Here is a 16,122-nt window from a genome sequence, read left to right on the forward strand (position 1 = left end):
GATGACGTCCGCACTGTTTATTCCTGAGTTGGGCCACCTGGCGATGATCATCGCCCTGTGCTTTGCCGTGGTGCAGGCCGTGGTGCCGTTGCTCGGCGCCTGGCGCGGCGACCGCCTGTGGATGAGCCTGGCGCAGCCGGCTGCCTGGGGCCAGTTTGCCTTCCTGCTGTTCGCGTTTGGCTGCCTGACCTACGCGTTTATGACCGACGATTTTTCCGTCGGCTACGTCGCCAATAACTCCAACAGCGCCTTGCCGTGGTACTACAAGTTCAGCGCGGTGTGGGGTGCCCACGAAGGTTCGTTGCTGCTGTGGGCATTGATCCTCGGCGGCTGGACCTTCGCCGTATCGGTGTTCTCGCGCCAACTGCCACAAGTCATGCTGGCGCGGGTGCTGGCGGTGATGGGCATGATCAGCATCGGCTTCCTGCTGTTCCTGATCATGACCTCCAACCCGTTCAGCCGCATCCTGCCGCAGATCCCGGTGGACGGTCACGACCTCAACCCGCTGCTGCAAGACATCGGCCTGATCGTGCATCCGCCGATGCTCTACATGGGGTACGTCGGCTTCTCCGTAGCGTTCGCCTTTGCCATCGCCGCCTTGCTCGGCGGGCGTCTCGATGCGGCCTGGGCGCGCTGGTCGCGGCCGTGGACCATCGTCGCCTGGGCGTTCCTCGGCATTGGCATCACCCTCGGTTCGTGGTGGGCGTACTACGAACTCGGCTGGGGCGGCTGGTGGTTCTGGGACCCGGTGGAAAACGCGTCCTTCATGCCTTGGCTGGTGGGCACGGCGTTGATTCACTCGCTGGCCGTCACCGAAAAGCGCGGCGTGTTCAAGAGCTGGACCGTGTTGCTGGCCATCGCGGCGTTTTCCCTCAGCCTGCTCGGCACTTTCCTCGTGCGCTCGGGGGTGCTGACCTCGGTGCATGCGTTTGCGTCTGATCCGGCACGCGGCATCTTCATCCTGATCTTCCTGCTGTTTGTGGTTGGTGGCTCCCTGACCCTGTTCGCCCTGCGCGCGCCGGTGGTCAAGAGCCAGGTCGGCTTCAACCTGTGGTCGCGGGAAACCCTGCTGCTGGGCAATAACCTGGTGCTGGTGGTGGCGGCGTCGATGATCCTGCTCGGCACCCTGTACCCGTTGGTGCTGGATGCGCTGAGCGGGGCCAAGCTGTCCGTGGGTCCGCCGTACTTCAACGCGTTGTTTATCCCATTGATGGGCTTGTTGATGGTGGTGATGGCCGTCGGCGTGCTGGTGCGCTGGAAAGACACCCCGCTGAAATGGCTGGTGGGCATGCTGATGCCGGTGTTGCTCGGCAGCGTGGCCCTGGCGGTGCTCGCCGGTTTTGCTTACGGCGACTTCAACTGGGCAGTGCTCGCCACTTTCCTGCTCGCCGCCTGGGTGCTGCTGGCCGGCGTGCGCGACATCTTCGACAAGACCCGCCACAAAGGGTTGATCAAAGGCCTGCCGGGCCTGACCCGCAGCTACTGGGGCATGCAGATCGCGCACATCGGCATCGCCGTGTGTGCCCTCGGCGTGGTGCTGTCCAGCCAGAACAGTGCCGAGCGCGACTTGCGCCTGGCGCCGGGCGAGTCCATGGACCTGGCCGGTTATCACTTCATCTTCGAAGGCGCCAAGCACTTCGAAGGGCCGAACTTCACGTCCGACAAAGGCACCGTACGCGTTGTGCGCAACGGTAAGGAAGTGGCGGTGCTGCACCCGGAAAAACGCCTGTACACCGTGCAGAGCTCGATGATGACCGAAGCCGGGATCGACGCCGGTTTCACCCGTGACCTCTATGTTGCGCTGGGTGAACCCTTGGGCGACGGCGCCTGGGCGGTGCGGGTGCATGTGAAACCGTTCGTGCGTTGGATCTGGTTCGGCGGTCTGCTTACCGGTTTCGGTGGTTTGCTGGCAGCGCTGGATCGACGTTATCGGGTCAAGGTCAAGAGCCGGGTGCGTGAAGCCCTCGGCATGCAGGGAGCGGCGGTATGAAGCGTTGGTTGATGGCGATCCCCCTGATCGTGTTTTTGCTCGGTGCGGTGGTTTTGTATCGTGGCCTCTACCTGGACCCGTCCGAGCTGCCTTCGGCAATGATCGGCAAGCCGTTCCCGGCGTTCAGCCTGCCGACCGTGCAAGGCGACAAGACCCTGACCCAGGCCGACCTGCTGGGCAAGCCGGCGCTGGTCAACGTGTGGGGCACCTGGTGCATCTCCTGCCGCGTCGAACACCCGGTGCTCAACAAGCTGGCCGAGAAAGGCGTGGTGATCTACGGCATCAACTACAAGGACGACAACGCTGCCGCCCTGAAGTGGCTGGCCGAATTCCACAACCCGTACCAGTTGGACATCCGCGACGAAGACGGCAACCTCGGTCTGAATCTCGGCGTGTACGGCGCCCCGGAAACCTTCTTCATTGATGCCAAGGGCGTGATCCGCGACAAGTACGTCGGCGTGATCGACGAAGTGGTGTGGCGCGAGCAACTGGCCGCCAAGTACCAGGCGCTGGTGGATGAGGCCAAGCCATGAAGCGTCTGTTAGCCGCCGCCGTGCTGGCGCTGGGCCTGGCCGGTGTGGCCCACGCGGCCATCGACACCTACCAGTTCGCCAGCGACGCCGAGCGTGAGCGTTTTCGCGAACTGACCAAGGAATTGCGCTGCCCCAAGTGCCAGAACCAGGACATCGCCGACTCCAACGCGCCCATCGCCGCCGACCTGCGCAAAGAGATCTTCCGCATGTTGGGGGAGGGCAAGGATAACCAGCAGATCATCGACTTCATGGTTGATCGCTACGGTGACTTCGTGCGCTACAAACCCGCGCTCACTGGCAAGACCGCGCTGCTCTGGTTCGGCCCCGCGGGGCTGTTGCTGGCGGGCGTGGTGGTGATGGTGGTGATCATTCGTCGTCGCCGGCCCGCGCCTGACGATGGCTCCGATGCGCTGTCCCCTGAAGAGCGCAAACGTCTCGACCAATTGCTGGACACCAAGACTGATGATTGATTTCTGGCTCGCAGCCGGCTTGCTGCTTCTGATTGCCCTGAGTTTCCTGTTGATCCCGGTGCTGCGTGGCCGCCGCGCCCAGCGTGAAGAGGATCGCACCGCGCTGAACGTGGCGCTGTACCAAGAACGAGTCGCCGAGTTGCAAGCGCAGAGCGCCGAAGGCGTGCTCAATGCCGCGCAACTCGACACCGGCCGCGCCGAAGCCGCGCGCGAATTGCTGGCCGACACCGAAGGCGTGGAAAAGCCCCGCGAATCGCGCCTGGGCAAACCGTTGCCGTTGCTCGCCGCGTTCCTGGTCCCGGTATTGGGCGTGAGCCTCTACCTGCATTTCGGTGCCAGCGACAAGGTCGAACTGACCCGCGAATTCTCCCAGCCGCCGGTGTCCATGGAAGACATGACCCAGCGCCTGGAACGCGCCGCCATCGCCCAGCCGGACTCGCCGGAGGGCCTGTACTACTTGGGGCGTGCCTACATGGCCCAGGACCGTGCGGCCGATGCGGCCAAGGTCTTCGAACGCGCCGCAGCCCTGGCCGGGCGCCAGCCGGAACTACTCGGCCAGTGGGCCCAGGCGCAGTACTTTGCCGACAACAAACAGTGGTCGCCCAAGGTCCAGGCCCTGACGGACGAAGCGTTGAAGCTTGACCCCAAGGAAGTCACCAGCCTCGGCCTGCTCGGTATCGCCGCGTTTGAGGGCCAGCGTTACCAGGAAGCCATCGACTACTGGAGCCGCCTGTTGGCGCAACTGCCGGCAGCCGATGGCTCCCGAGCCGCGCTGCAAGGCGGCATCGACCGCGCAGCTGACAAACTCAAAGAGAGCGGCGGCACGGTGGCGCAAAAGGCGCTGCTCAAAGTCCGCGTGGACCTGGCGCCGGACGTCAAGGCCAAAGCCCTGCCAAGCGACAGCGTGTTCATCTTCGCCCGCGCCGTGTCCGGTCCGCCGGCACCGTTGGCGGCCAAGCGCGTCACCGTCGCAGAACTGCCGGTGACCGTCGAACTGGGCGATGCCGACGCGATGATGCCGCAGTTGAAACTGTCCAACTTCCCTGAAGTCCAACTGGTTGCGCGCATATCCCGGGCAGGTCTTCCGACCGCTGGCGAGTGGATCGGCCGCAGCCAATCCTTGGCCAGTACCACCACTGCACTGCAGCAGCTGACCATCGACAGTCCGGACAAGTAACTTCGAGGAAACGCCCATGACCGCATTCGCACGTATCACCCTGCTCAGCCTGGTATTGGGCCTGAGTGCTTGTGCGGTCCACCGCCCACCTCCCGCACCGACCGGCCCGACCATCCCACCGTCGGGCCCGGCGACCCAGCCGAGCACCAGACCCTCCACCCCGGTAACCCCACCGCCGAAAAGGCCGGTGCCGACCTCGTCGCCAACCTTTGCCCCACCACCGGGTGCCGCCAGCCACTGGGACGGCACCATGAAGGTCTACGTGCTGGAAGATCAACCCGACACCTTCTACCGCCAGCGCACCTACTATCGCTGGAACAACGGCTGGAGCCGTTCCATCGGCCCGAATGGACCCTGGGAAGAAACAGACGTGCAGGGCGTGCCGCCGGGGTTGAGCAAGAAATACGCGCAATAGAAAAGGCGACCTTCGGGTCGCCTTTTTCATACCGATGAAATGTGTTCGGCCAAACGCAGGGGGCAAATGTGGGAGGTGAGCTGCACACAGAATGCCGACCGGGGAATGGAAACCCGGTTGGGGTATGACCTCCTGCGTACAACTCGGCCGGCATCATGAATAACTGGCGAAGATTCAGCCGTAGGGAAAGTCTGGTTTCAGCGCCCATCGCTTCCCGCATTCGCAAACTACCTGCCAGCCAGTGCGCTACTGTAAAGTGGCCGCCGCCGGCGGGCTGACCGGCAATAGGTTAAGAGGGTATGTGGATGGCAGGCAGGTTGATCTATCTCATCGGACCGTCCGGTTCGGGCAAGGACAGCCTGTTGGACGCCGCACGCCCACGCTTGGCCGAGCGTGGTTGCCGCATCGTGCGCCGCGTCATCACCCGTTCGGCGGAAGCGGTGGGCGAGGCGGCGCAAGGCGTGAGCCCCGAGCAGTTCGCCGCGATGGAGGCCGAGGGCGCGTTTGCCCTGAGTTGGCAGGCGAATGGCTTGTCCTACGGCATTCCCAGGGAAATCGACGACTGGCTGGCGGCCGGGCACGACGTGCTGGTCAACGGCTCCCGCGCGCACCTGGCGCAGACTCGCGCGCGTTATCCGACCTTGCTGGTGGTGTTGCTGACGGTGGATCAGGCGGTGTTGCGCCAACGCTTGATCTCACGGGGACGTGAATCGCTGGCGGATATAGAAGCGCGTCTGGCGCGCAATGCGCAGTTCACGGCACAACTGATTGCCGACAATGGCTCGGGGTTGTATGTGCTGGATAATTCCGGACCGCTGGCGCATACGGTCGAGCGCTTGCTGTGCTGCCTGGATCAGCAGCATTTGAGTTGAGCGCCACATCAACAACGGGCCGTCGCTCAATGCTCGTATTCCCCGGTTTGAAGCGCGAGGGCTACGCCAGCAACTGCTCGACATATGCCACAAACGCCCGCGCCTTGGCGCTCGCCATCCGGCCGGTGGGGAACACCGCCCATAGATCCCGTGCGGGCAGTTTCCAGTCGGTGAGCACGGTTTTCACTTCGCCACTGGCCAGTTCCGGCGCGAACATCCAGGTGGACGATAATGTCAGCCCCAAATCACTCAACACCGCAGCCCGCACGCCTTCGGCTGCGGTGACGCGCACGCGGCCGTGGGCCACGACGGGGTACGCCGTGTCGCCCTGGGTGAAGCTCCAGTGCGCGCCCTCGCCACGGGTGTAGATGATGGCCTCGTGTTGCATCAGGTCCTCCGGCGTGGCGGGTTCGCCGCAGCGTTCGAAGTAGGCCGGGGTAGCGAGGATGACGCAGGGCGATTCGCCGATCTTGCGCGCGGTGAGGTTTGAATCGTCCAGATTGCCCATGCGCAGGGCGACGTCGATGCCTTCTTCCACCAGGTTGAGGCTGCGGTCGTCGAGGATCACATCCACAGTGATCTCGGGGTACTGCGCCAGAAACGCGCCCAACTGGGGAATGATGTGCATCCGGGCAAAGGTCACCGACGCGCTGACCCGCAGGTTGCCGCTGAGCCCCGCACCGGCGCCCCGGGCGGCGTCGTCGGCCGCGTTGGCTTCATCGATGGCGCGCTTGGCTTTCTCGAAAAACGCCAGGCCCGCCTCGGTCGGGCTCAGGCCACGGGTGGAGCGCAACACCAACCGCACCGCCAGGCGTGCTTCCAGCTGCGCAATGCTCTTGGACACTGCGGGCTGGCCGATACCCAGGCGTTTGGCGGCGGCGGAGAACGAGCCGGTTTCGACAACGTGGACGAAGGTTTCCATGGCGGCGAGGCGGTCCATCGGGTGTTCCTGTTTGGCTTGGCGGCGCTCAAGCCTAAGGTGATGAGCCGCAGGTGTCATGCGTTTCCCGTGCAGGGCCGGGGGCTTTCAACATCCAGCAAAACAGCCGTCAGTCAGTCCGGGGGATTTTGTGCTTGAGCAAAGATAACTCTAGGGTTACTTTTATTCAGGCCAAGCCAAGGAGGCTGGGGTGCAAAGCAGGTTATTGATCAAGGAACTGCAAGAGGCGGGCTGGGTGCTGGATCGGGTCACGGGCAGTCATCATATTTTTACCCATCGCTATAACCCGTACACGATTCCGGTGCCTCATCCAAAGAAGGACCTGCCTGCGGGTACTGTGAGAAGTATCAGGAAACGTGCTGGTCTGTTTGAGTTTTAAGGAGAGCATTCATGCAATACCCAATCTGTATCGAATGGGGCGATGACTTCGCCGCCACCGGCATTCAGATCCCCGATATTCCAGGCGCCGTCACTGCCGGGGACAGTTTCGAAGAGGCGTACAACGCGGCCGTGGAAGTCGCACACATCCTGCTGCAGGAGATCGCCGCCGAGGGCGGGCCGATCCCCATGCCTACCTCGGTGGCCAATCATCACGCCCACGAAGACTATGCGGGTATGGGCTGGGGCATGTTGGAGCTGGACGTTACGCCCTATCTGGGCAAGACCGAGAAGGTCAATGTGACCTTGCCCGGTTATGTCATCCAGCGTATCGACCGCTACGTGCGTGAGCACAAGGTGAAAAGCCGCTCGTCATTCCTGGCGGATGCGGCTTTGGAGAAGTTGGTGCGTTCCTGAGGTTGGCCCTGTGGGACCCGACAAGCCAGTTCCCACAGGTCATGTGTTACGCGGCTACCGGGGCCGCTTCACGGGAAACGCTGAGGAAGCGCAACAACGCCACCAGCGGGAACGCACTGCCCACCAACACCACACCCAGCCAGCCGCCGTGTTCGTACACGCTGCTGGCAATTGCCGAGCCGAAGGCGCCGCCGATGAAGATGCTGGTCATGTACAGCGCGTTCAGGCGGCTGCGGCTGTTGGCGTCGAGGGCGTAGATGGCGCGTTGGCCGAGCACCATGTTCATCTGTACGCAGAAGTCCAGGACCACGCCGGTCACGGCCAGGCCGATCACGCTGTACAGCGGGTGGACGAAGGCCGGCAGGAAACTCAGCGCGGCAAACAGCATGGCCAGCAGCGACGCGCGGTAAGTGTGGCCGGCATCGGCCAGGCGCCCGGCGATTGGCGCGGCGATGGCGCCGAGGGCACCCACCAGGGCAAACAGGGCGATCTCGCTTTGACTCAGGCCGTGGTTACGCGCCAGTTCCAGCGGCACGGCGGTCCAGAACAGGCTGAAGGTGGCGAACATGCCGCCCTGGTAGAACGCCCGTTGGCGCAATACCGGTTGCTTGCGCAGCAGGGTGCCGAGGGAGCGCAGCAGTTGGCCGTAGGTGGCACTGTGGTCGGGCTGGCGCTTGGGGATGGTGATCAGCAGGATCACGCTGATAAACGCCATCAATGCCGCGGCGGCCATGAACATCGCGCGCCAGCCGAAGTGATCCGCTACCACGCTGGACACCGGCCGCGCCAGCAGGATGCCGAGCAACAGGCCGCCCATGATGCTGCCGACCACACGCCCACGGGACTCGGCCGGCGCCAGGTGCGCAGCCAGCGGGATCAGGATCTGCACCGACACCGAGCTGAAGCCGATCAGCAGTGACACCAGCAGGAACAGGTTCGGCTGCTCGGTAATCGCCGCGCCCAGCAGGCTGGCGATGGCGAGCACAGTGGTGCTGATCATCAGCTTGCGGTTTTCCAGCAGGTCGCCCAGGGGCACCAGGAAAAACAGGCCGAGGGCGTAGCCGATTTGTGTCAGTGACACGATCAGGCTGGCCATGGCGGGGGTGAGGCCGATGTCCGGGGCAATCAGTTCGATGATCGGTTGTGCGTAGTAGATGTTGGCAACGATGGCGCCGCAGCAAAACGCAAACAGCATCACCATGCTCCGGGTCATGGTGCTTGTAGCGTGGGAAGTAGCGTTCATGGTGTTCTCATAAAAGCGAAGGAAAGTGGGGCGAGCGTAAAGACAACACCGTAGCCCGGGTAGGCCGCTGGCAGTGATAACACTCATGCCCGGTATTGATGAGTGAATCGTTAACTTTCTGCGCGAAGGCTGATGATACATTCAGACACAACTGCCGAAACAGGAAATCCCATGAAGATCACGCTGAACAAGATGCTCCTGGCGTCAACCCTTGCCGCCGCCATGGCCGTTGGCCTGGCCCACGCCGCCGATGCGCCGCGTGTGGGCGTGCGCGGTGCCATCACCGCTGTCGAGGGCGACGCAATACAGGTCAAGGTCAACAGCGGCGAAGACGTCACCGTGCACTTGACCCGGGACACCCAGGTGCGCGCCGTCACCCTGGCCAGGATCGATGAGATCAAGCCGGGCAGCTACATTGGCTCCGCCGCCATGCCCAATGCCGACGGCAGCTTGACCGCCCTGGAAGTGCACGTATTCCCACCGGCCATGGCCGGCACCGGTGACGGGCATCGCGCCTTTGACTTAAAGGAAGGCAGCAGCATGACCAACGGCACCGTGGGCGACCTGGTGGTGAGCAACGGGCGCACGCTGACGGTGAAGTACAAGGGCGGTGAGCAGAAGATCGTGGTGCCCCAGGACGTGCCGATCGTCAACCTCGAACCGGGGGATCGCAGCTTGTTGAAACCGGGGGTGAAGGTGGTGTTGTTTGCGGTGAGGGGGGCAGATGGGACGATTACGGCGCAGGCCATCTCTGCCGGCAAGGATGGCGTGACCCCACCGATGTAAGGTCTGGCGCAGAACCCAATGTGGGAGCGGGCTTGCTCGCGAATGCGGTGTGTCAGTCAATAGATTCATTGGCTGATCCACCGCATTCGCGAGCAAGCCCGCTCCCACAGTTTTAACCGCGTTTATTCAGTTACTGCCCGCTGTAGATCTGGTCAAACACCCCACCATCATTGAAGTGGGTTTTCTGCACGGTGCGCCAGTCGCCAAAGGTTTTCTCCACCGACAGGAAGTCGACTTTCGGGAAGCGGTCGGTGTACTTGGCCAACACTTTAGGATCACGTGGGCGCAGGTAGTTGTTCGCCGCGATTTCCTGGCCTTCGGCCGACCACAGGTACTTCAAGTAGTCTTCGGCCGCGACGCGGGTGCCTTTCTTCTCGACCACTTTGTCGACCACCGACACCGGCGGCTCTGCTTCGGCGGAGACGCTTGGGTAGATCACTTCGAACTGGTCGCGGCCGAATTCACGGGCGATCATTTCCGCTTCGTTTTCAAAAGTCACCAGCACGTCGCCGATCTGGTTGGTCATGAACGTGGTGGTGGCGGCACGGCCGCCGGTGTCCAGCACCGGGGCTTGTTTGAACAGTTTGCCGACAAAGGCCTTGGCCTTGTTTTCATCGCCGCCGTTCTTCAACACATAACCCCAGGCCGACAGGTAGGTGTAGCGGCCGTTACCCGAGGTTTTCGGGTTGGGCACGATCACTTGCACGCCGTCTTTCAACAGGTCCGGCCAGTCTTTCAGGGCTTTCGGGTTGCCTTTGCGTACGATGAACACGGTGGCAGAGGTGAACGGTGCGCTGTTGTTCGGCAGGCGCGTGACCCAGTTGTCCGGCACCAGTTTGCCGTTGTCCACCAGGGCGTTGATGTCGGTGGCCATGTTCATGGTGATCACGTCAGCGGGCAGGCCATCGATCACCGAGCGCGCTTGTTTGCTGGAGCCGCCGAAGGACATCTGCAAGGTCAGCTTGTCGTTCGGGTGCTCGGCGTCCCAGTGCTTTTGGAACGCCGCGTTGTAGTCCTTGTAGAAATCGCGCATCACGTCGTAGGAGACGTTGAGCAGTGTCACGGGGGCAGCCTGGACGGCGCCCGCCAGGGCGAGGCCGGCGGCCAGGAGAGAGGCGCTAACGAGTTTTTTCACTGCTCATTCCTTGTTGTTCGAGAAAATGACGGGGTAAGTGACGGCAATTTGCCAGCGACTATAGCCGGGCGCGCATAGACGTTTAAAGATTAAAACGCACTTTGCTTATTCCACTTTACGAAAAAGATTACTGCCGCAGCGCGAACAGAATGCGGCGTTGGGTTCGTGGGTGCTCTTCTTGCACACCGGGCAGTCGTGTTGCAGTTGTTCACCGCGCATGGCGCTGGCCAGTTCGGCGGTGAAAATCCCGGTGGGCACGGCAATGATCGAGTAACCCGTGATCATCACCAGCGACGAAATCACCTGGCCCAACGGGGTCTTCGGCACGATGTCGCCAAAACCCACGGTGGTCAGGGTCACGATGGCCCAGTAAATGCCCTTGGGAATGCTGGTAAACCCGTGCTCCGGGCCTTCGATTACGTACATCAGGGTGCCGAACACTGTCACCAGCGTGCACACGCTGACCAGGAACACCACGATCTTCTGCTTGCTGCCGCGCAGCGCCGCCATCAGGTAGTTGGCTTGCTTGAGGTAGGGGCTGAGCTTGAGCACCCGGAAGATGCGCAACATACGGATGATGCGGATGATCAACAGGTACTGCGCATCGCTGTAATACAGGGCGAGGATGCCGGGCACGATCGCGAGCAAATCCACCAGCCCGTAAAAACTGAAGGCATAACGCAGCGGCTTGGGCGAGCAATACAGCCGCAAGCCGTACTCGATGGCGAAGATGATGGTGAAGCCCCACTCGATGTAGGCCAGCACGTCGGCGTAGTTCTGGTGGATGTCGTCGATGCTGTCGAGCATCACGATCACCAGGCTGGCGAGGATGATCAGCAGCAAGATGCCGTCAAAACGCCGCCCGGCAAGGGTGTCGCTCTGGAAAATCATGACGTAGAGCCGTTGGCGCCAGTCGTTGTTGCTGTCCATAAAGCCCGCCTGAAACGAATATCGAGCAAGCCTAGGGGGATTCGAAGGGGCTGTCCATGCGCGGTTTCTGAAGCAGGCGGGCGCCTGCGTGTACCAGCCAGCAGGCAAGAATGAAGGGCGCTGTCAGTGCTGGCAGATGCAGCGTGGCGAAAGCTGACGTAAGCACAATCGCCAGGCCGATGCCGAGCAACACCAGCCACGGCTGGCGACGTGTCTGGCTCAAGGCCAGTGCCGCCAGCGCCGGGTTGTAGCTGTGCAGGCCGAGGAGGGCGCTGGTGGGTTCGTCCAGCAGCAGCGCAACCAGCATGCCGGTGCTGGCGCCGATTAAGGCCCAGATGGCGGCGCCTCGGTTCGCCAACCACAGGCCGAGCGCAATCAAGACGCCGGCCAGCGGGGCGTCCAGCAGCATGATTTGCGCGAGCCCGGTAAAGGGCGCGCTGAGGACGGAGACGGTTTGCGGGGTGGTCAGGGTAAAGGTGCTCTCTGGCGCGCTGCCCAGCAGTAACCAGCCCAGGCCGACAAACGGCGCGGTATAGGCGGGCAAGGCCTGCGGGCGGGTTGCATGTTTCAGCCATTGGCGCGTGAGCATCGCCGCCACACCGCCGCAGGCCAGGATCAGCGGCGGCAACAGCGCAGACCAGGCGAAATGCTGGCTGACCAACAACCCCAGCAGTACGCCGTTGTAGCTATACAGGCCGGCCTGGCGCTCGGCCTTGGGATAACCCCGACGCTGGGCCGTGAGCAAACCCGCGATGCCACCCAGCAACGCCCCGCCGAACAAGGCCGGGGCGCCGATCAGGATGGCCAGCAGGCACAGCAGGCCGCACAGCGGTTGGCGCTGGAGGAAGATTTGGCTGAAACCGTTGAGCAGGGCTTCGGCCCAGTCGGGGCAGGTAGGGTTGTGCATAGAGGTAAGTCAGCTAGACCGAGTTGCCCCCTTCGCGAGCAAGCCCGCTCCCACATTTTGATTTGTGAACGCCGTCAAATGTGGGAGCGGGCTTGCTCGCGAAGGGGCCCTTACAGACGCTAAATCAACGTCTCGATACGCAGCGAATTGGTCGACCCCGGCTGCCCGAACGGCACCCCCGCCGTGATCACCAACGTATCCCCCCGCTCCGCCATCCCTTGGGCCTGGGCAATTTCCAGCGCGGTGGAACACACCTCATCCACCTGGCGCAGCCGGTCATTGACCACCGAATGCACGCCCCAGGCCACGCTCAAGCGCCGTGCCGTGGACAGGTTTGGCGTGAGGTTGAGGATCGGCGCCACCGGCCGCTCCCGCGCCGCGCGCAGGCTGGAGGCGCCCGACTCGCTGTAGTTCACCAGCACCGCCACCGGCAGGATGTGGCTGATACGCCGGATCGCGCAGCTGATCGCATCCGACACCGTGGCGTCCGCCTTGGGTCGGCTTACATCCAGCTGGGCCTGGTAATCCGGACCACTTTCCACCTGGCGGATGATCTTGCTCATCATCTGCACGGCTTCCAGCGGGTACTCGCCGGAGGCGGTTTCCGCCGAGAGCATCACCGCATCGGCACCTTCGGCAACCGCATTGGCCACGTCGGTGACTTCGGCGCGGGTCGGCGCCGGGGAGAAGCGCATGGATTCGAGCATCTGCGTCGCAACCACCACCGGCTTACCCAACTGGCGGCAGGTGCTGATGATGTCTTTCTGGATTTGCGGCACGCTTTCGGCCGGCACTTCCACGCCGAGGTCGCCTCTGGCCACCATGATTGCGTCGCTCAATTCGGCGATCTCCCGCAGGCGCTGCACTGCCGAAGGTTTCTCGATCTTGGCCATCAGGAAGGCGCGGTCGCCGATCAGCTCGCGGGCCTCGCGGATGTCTTCCGGGCGCTGCACGAACGACAGCGCGACCCAGTCCACACCGAGTTCCAGGCCGAAGCTCAAGTCGCGGCGGTCCTTGGCGGTCAACGGGCTCAGTTCCAACAGCGCTTGTGGGACGTTCACACCTTTACGGTCCGACAATTCGCCGCCGTTCAGCACGGTGGTGTCGATGGCATCGGCATGCTTGGTGATCACCCGCAGGCGCAACTTGCCGTCGTCCAGCAACAGGTCCATGCCCGGCTCCAGGGCGGCGATGATTTCCGGGTGGGGCAGGTTCACCCGGCGTTCGTCGCCCGGGGCTTCGTCCAGGTCCAGGCGCAGCGCCTGGCCGCGCACCAGTTGCACCTTGCCGTCGGCAAAACGTCCAACCCGCAGCTTGGGCCCTTGCAGGTCCATAAGAATGCCTAGCGGGTAATTCAGCTGGCGTTCCACCTGGCGGATCCACTGGTAGCGCTGGGCGTGGTCGGCGTGCTCACCGTGGCTGAAGTTGAGGCGGAAGATATTCACCCCGGCTTCGACCAGCTCGCGGATGTCATCGATACCGTCGGTGGCCGGGCCCAGGGTGGCGAGGATTTTGACCTTCTTGTCAGGCGTCATGTTTGGCAGTCTCAAGAATCAGGATGGCGCGCAAGTCGTTGACGTTGGTGCGCGTCGGCTCGGTGACGATCAACCCGTCGAGGGCCGCGAAGTAGCCGTAGCCATTGTTGTTGTCCAACTCGTCGCTGGCCGACAGGCCCAGCGCTTCAGCGCGTGAATAGCTGCACGGGGTCATGATCGCGCCGGCGTTGTCTTCGGAACCGTCGATGCCGTCGGTGTCACCGGCCAGGGCGTATACGCCGGGCAGGCCCTTGAGGCTGTCGGTAAGGCTGAGCAGGAACTCCGCGTTGCGCCCGCCACGGCCATTGCCGCGCACGGTCACAGTGGTTTCACCGCCGGACAGGATCACGCACGGCGCCGCCAGTGGTTGGCCGTGTTGCGCGATTTGCCGGGCAATGCCGGCATGCACCTTGGCCACGTCCCGCGCTTCGCCTTCGAGGTCGCCGAGGATCAGCGGGCTGAACCCGGTCTGGCGCACTTTGACCGCCACGGCTTCGAGGGATTGCTGCGGGCGGGCGATCAATTGGAAATGGCTGCGGGCGAGGATTGGGTCGCCCGGCTTGACGGTTTCCGAGGCGGGGTTCTGCAACCAGCTGCGCACCGATGCGGGGGCATCGATGTTGTAGCGCTTGAGGATCGCCAACGCCTGTGCCGAGGTGCTTGGGTCGCCGACGGTGGGGCCGGATGCAATCACCGTGGCCTGGTCGCCCGGCACGTCGGAAATCGCATAGGTGTAGACCGTGGCCGGCCATGCCGCCTTGGCCAGCCGGCCACCCTTGATCGCCGAGAGGTGCTTGCGCACGCAATTCATCTCGCCAATGGTGGCGCCGGACTTGAGCAGGGCTTTGTTGATGGCTTGCTTGTCGGCCAGGGTGATGCCTTCGGCGGGCAAGGCCAGCAGGGCCGAGCCGCCACCGGACAGCAGGAAGATCACGCGGTCGTCTTCGCCGAGGTTGCTGATCAGTTCCAGCACGCGCTTGGCCACCGCCAGGCCGGCGGCGTCGGGGACCGGGTGAGCGGCTTCGACCACTTCGATTTTCTTGCACGGCGCGCCATGGCCGTAGCGGGTGACGACCAGGCCCGTGACTTCGCCTTGCCAGCTGTTTTCGACAACCAGGGCCATGGCGGCGGCGGCTTTGCCGGCACCGATCACGATCACCCGGCCACTGCGGTCGGCGGGCAGGTAGGGTTCAAGGACTTGCCGGGGGTGGGCGGCGTCGATGGCTGTGGAGAACAGCTCGCGAAGCAGGTGTTGCGGATCGACCGACATAAGCGGGCTCCCGGGGGCTTCTTGTTATTAGAGGTGAGACCTGGAAATGTGGGAGCTGGCTTGTGTGGGAGCTGGCTTGCCTGCGATGCAAACACCTCGGTGTATCAGGCAAACTGAGGTGATGCTATCGCAGGCAAGCCCGCTCCCACACAAGCCAGCCCCACACTGGCTTGCATTTCAAGTCAGGACTTACTTGTCGCGAATCGAGAAATTCGCCATGTGCTCCAGGCCCTTGATCAGCGCCGAGTGGTCCCAGTTGCCGCCACCGATTGCGGTGCAGGTACTGAACACCTGCTGCGTACCGGCGGTGTTCGGCAGGTTGATCCCCAGTTCCTTGGCCCCGGCCAGCGCCAGGTTCAAATCCTTCTGGTGCAGGTTGATGCGAAAGCCCGGGTCAAAGGTGCCCTTGATCATGCGCTCGCCATGCACTTCAAGGATCTTCGACGAGGCAAAACCGCCCATCAGCGCTTCACGCACCTTTGCCGGGTCGGCACCGTTCTTGGCGGCGAACAGCAGCGCTTCGGCCACTGCCTGGATGTTCAGCGCGACGATGATCTGGTTGGCGACCTTGGCGGTCTGCCCATCACCATTGCCGCCGACCAGGGTGATGTTCTTGCCCATGGCCTGGAACAGCGGCAGGGCGCGTTCGAAGGTCTGCGGCTCGCCACCGATCATGATGCTCAGGGTGCCGGCCTTGGCGCCGACTTCACCGCCGGACACGGGCGCATCCAGGTAGTGCGCGCCGGCCTCGTTGATCCTGGCGGCGAAGGCCTTGGTGGCGGTGGGGGAGATCGAACTCATGTCGATCACCACTTTGTTTGGCGACAGGCCGGCGGCCACGCCGTCGGCGCGGAACAGCACGTCATCGACCTGCGGGGTGTCGGGCACCATCACAATGATGAACTCGGCTTCCTGGGCGACTTGCTGCGGGTTGGCCAGGGCGATGGCGCCGGCGTCGAGCAGGGCTTGCGGGGCTTTGCCGTGATGTTCGGAGAGGAACAGTTGGTGACCTGCCTTTTGCAGGTTGGCGGCCATGGGTTGGCCCATGATGCCGGTGCCGATGAATCCGATTTTAGCCATGACGAAAAAACCTCTTTTTATTAGATGGGTAGGCCTGTCTCAGC

The 16,122-nt window shown here is 63.2% G+C and carries 17 protein-coding genes; 9 read left to right on the forward strand and 8 right to left on the reverse strand.

The features are described from left to right. The first annotated feature begins 1 nt into the window (after position 1). The 6 genes from LIY36_RS08630 (at position 2) to phnN (ending at position 5,457) form a co-directional block, all read left to right on the forward strand. Positions 2–1,990, forward strand: coding sequence for a heme lyase CcmF/NrfE family subunit (locus LIY36_RS08630; protein WP_192298887.1), 1,989 nt, complete (start codon positions 2–4; stop codon positions 1,988–1,990). Then, the gene (locus LIY36_RS08635; protein ID WP_017734371.1) at positions 1,987–2,523 is read left to right on the forward strand and encodes a DsbE family thiol:disulfide interchange protein; all 537 of its coding nucleotides are present in this window, start codon (positions 1,987–1,989) and stop codon (positions 2,521–2,523) included. The genes LIY36_RS08630 and LIY36_RS08635 overlap by 4 nt, the downstream gene beginning before the upstream one ends. Further along, positions 2,520–2,993 carry a cytochrome c-type biogenesis protein gene (locus LIY36_RS08640; protein WP_226455419.1) on the forward strand — a complete coding sequence of 158 codons (474 nt, stop codon included), beginning with the start codon at positions 2,520–2,522 and terminating at the stop codon, positions 2,991–2,993. The genes LIY36_RS08635 and LIY36_RS08640 overlap by 4 nt, the downstream gene beginning before the upstream one ends. Beyond that, a complete protein-coding gene (gene ccmI, locus LIY36_RS08645) occupies positions 2,986–4,170 on the forward strand; it encodes a c-type cytochrome biogenesis protein CcmI (protein WP_226455420.1) in 1,185 nt (394 codons plus the stop codon). The genes LIY36_RS08640 and ccmI overlap by 8 nt, the downstream gene beginning before the upstream one ends. Before the next feature lie 16 nt (positions 4,171–4,186). Beyond that, complete coding sequence (locus LIY36_RS08650; protein ID WP_192298789.1) at positions 4,187–4,585, forward strand: hypothetical protein; 399 nt, start codon at positions 4,187–4,189, stop codon at positions 4,583–4,585. Positions 4,586–4,890: 305 nt separating this feature from the next. Then, positions 4,891–5,457 (forward strand): phosphonate metabolism protein/1,5-bisphosphokinase (PRPP-forming) PhnN, encoded by a 567-nt coding sequence (gene phnN / locus LIY36_RS08655; RefSeq protein ID WP_226455421.1) that lies wholly within the window; start codon positions 4,891–4,893, stop codon positions 5,455–5,457. A gap of 61 nt (positions 5,458–5,518) precedes the next feature. On the opposite strand, the gene LIY36_RS08660 is transcribed toward phnN, so the two are convergent. After that, positions 5,519–6,397: a LysR family transcriptional regulator gene (locus tag LIY36_RS08660; RefSeq protein ID WP_226455422.1), complete on the reverse strand. Its 879-nt coding sequence runs from the start codon at positions 6,395–6,397 to the stop codon at positions 5,519–5,521. A 190-nt stretch (positions 6,398–6,587) separates the two neighbouring features. On the opposite strand from LIY36_RS08660, the gene LIY36_RS08665 reads away from it, so the two are divergent. Next, positions 6,588–6,776 (forward strand): type II toxin-antitoxin system HicA family toxin, encoded by a 189-nt coding sequence (locus LIY36_RS08665; protein WP_192298792.1) that lies wholly within the window; start codon positions 6,588–6,590, stop codon positions 6,774–6,776. Positions 6,777–6,787: 11 nt separating this feature from the next. After that, positions 6,788–7,192 (forward strand): type II toxin-antitoxin system HicB family antitoxin, encoded by a 405-nt coding sequence (locus LIY36_RS08670; protein ID WP_192298793.1) that lies wholly within the window; start codon positions 6,788–6,790, stop codon positions 7,190–7,192. 46 nt (positions 7,193–7,238) lie between these two features. Here LIY36_RS08670 and LIY36_RS08675 read toward each other — a convergent pair whose 3' ends face one another. Beyond that, positions 7,239–8,435, reverse strand: a complete 1,197-nt coding sequence (locus tag LIY36_RS08675; protein ID WP_226455423.1) for an MFS transporter — start codon at positions 8,433–8,435, stop codon at positions 7,239–7,241. A 171-nt stretch (positions 8,436–8,606) separates the two neighbouring features. Here LIY36_RS08675 and LIY36_RS08680 point away from each other — a divergent pair, with 171 nt between their 5' ends. Next, positions 8,607–9,221 (forward strand): DUF5666 domain-containing protein, encoded by a 615-nt coding sequence (locus LIY36_RS08680; RefSeq protein WP_226455424.1) that lies wholly within the window; start codon positions 8,607–8,609, stop codon positions 9,219–9,221. Positions 9,222–9,351: 130 nt separating this feature from the next. Here the strand turns inward: LIY36_RS08680 and LIY36_RS08685 are convergent, their stop codons facing one another. From LIY36_RS08685 to LIY36_RS08710, 6 genes are all read right to left on the reverse strand, one after another. Beyond that, positions 9,352–10,356, reverse strand: coding sequence for a sulfate ABC transporter substrate-binding protein (locus tag LIY36_RS08685; RefSeq protein WP_192298796.1), 1,005 nt, complete (start codon positions 10,354–10,356; stop codon positions 9,352–9,354). A 105-nt stretch (positions 10,357–10,461) separates the two neighbouring features. Next, positions 10,462–11,286 (reverse strand): ion transporter, encoded by an 825-nt coding sequence (locus LIY36_RS08690; protein ID WP_192298797.1) that lies wholly within the window; start codon positions 11,284–11,286, stop codon positions 10,462–10,464. 31 nt (positions 11,287–11,317) lie between these two features. After that, a complete protein-coding gene (locus LIY36_RS08695) occupies positions 11,318–12,193 on the reverse strand; it encodes an urea transporter (protein WP_226455425.1) in 876 nt (291 codons plus the stop codon). Between the two features lie 119 nt (positions 12,194–12,312). Further along, positions 12,313–13,728 (reverse strand): pyruvate kinase, encoded by a 1,416-nt coding sequence (gene pyk, locus LIY36_RS08700; protein WP_226455426.1) that lies wholly within the window; start codon positions 13,726–13,728, stop codon positions 12,313–12,315. Continuing rightward, the gene (locus tag LIY36_RS08705) at positions 13,718–14,998 is read right to left on the reverse strand and encodes a glycerate kinase type-2 family protein (RefSeq protein WP_226455427.1); all 1,281 of its coding nucleotides are present in this window, start codon (positions 14,996–14,998) and stop codon (positions 13,718–13,720) included. Before LIY36_RS08705 ends, pyk begins: the two co-directional genes overlap by 11 nt. Before the next feature lie 189 nt (positions 14,999–15,187). Continuing rightward, complete coding sequence (locus tag LIY36_RS08710) at positions 15,188–16,078, reverse strand: 2-hydroxy-3-oxopropionate reductase (protein WP_192298801.1); 891 nt, start codon at positions 16,076–16,078, stop codon at positions 15,188–15,190. Positions 16,079–16,122: the final 44 nt, after the last annotated feature.

The sequence above is a fragment of the Pseudomonas sp. AF03-9 genome (genome assembly GCF_020515815.1).
GTDB lineage: Bacteria > Pseudomonadota > Gammaproteobacteria > Pseudomonadales > Pseudomonadaceae > Aquipseudomonas.